Source organism: Nocardia sp. TBRC8007 (genome assembly GCF_056629435.1).
The window spans coordinates 1-628 of sequence record NZ_JBWSOR010000136.1; the positions used below are offsets into that span (position 1 = coordinate 1).

Consider the following 628-nt stretch of genomic DNA (forward strand, 5'->3'; position numbering starts at 1 on the left):
CCGCCGAAGATGGTGCTGCCGGAGGCGAATAGGACGAACTGATCCAGTCGCGCCCCGGCCGCGACGACCCCGTCCCACAGTGCGCGGGCGCCGAAGAGTTTAGGCCCGAACACCTTGTCCAAATCGGTGTGGTCCATGTCACCGATGCGCTTGTCGATCGTCATGCCCGCGGCGTGGAAGATGCCTTTCAAAGGATGCGCTGGGGTGTGCGCTCGTGCGATCACCGCGGCGACTGCGTCAGCGTCGCTCACGTCGATCAATTCGCTGACCACCTCGATGCCCTGCCGCTCCCATGCGGCGAGCTGGTCGCGGGCACCGTCGGTGGTGGCGCCCCTGCGACCGAGCAGCGTCAGATGACGGGCACCCTTGTCGATCAGCCAACGGCCGAAGGCCAGACCGAACCCACCGAACCCGCCGGTGATCAGGTACTGCGCAGCAGGATCGATGACCGGCTTCGGAATCTGCGGACGCACCAACGGCGCCTCCTCGTCCAGCCGCAGCACAATCCGCTCAAGCCGGGTGGAGCGGGCAACCTCTTCGAAAGCGTGCGCGACATCCGCGGTACCGAAAGTCTCGAAAGGCAACGGCCGATACGTACCATCACTGAGCCGGTCATACACCTCACGGA

General features: G+C 65.3%; 1 protein-coding gene. It reads right to left on the reverse strand.

Going from position 1 to position 628, the window contains the following annotated elements; all coding sequences use genetic code 11:
- A partial coding sequence (locus ACX4ZE_RS22975) for an SDR family NAD(P)-dependent oxidoreductase (protein WP_480275547.1) occupies positions 1 to 584 on the reverse strand: 584 nt, incomplete at its 3' end.
- Positions 585 to 628 lie beyond the last annotated feature (44 nt).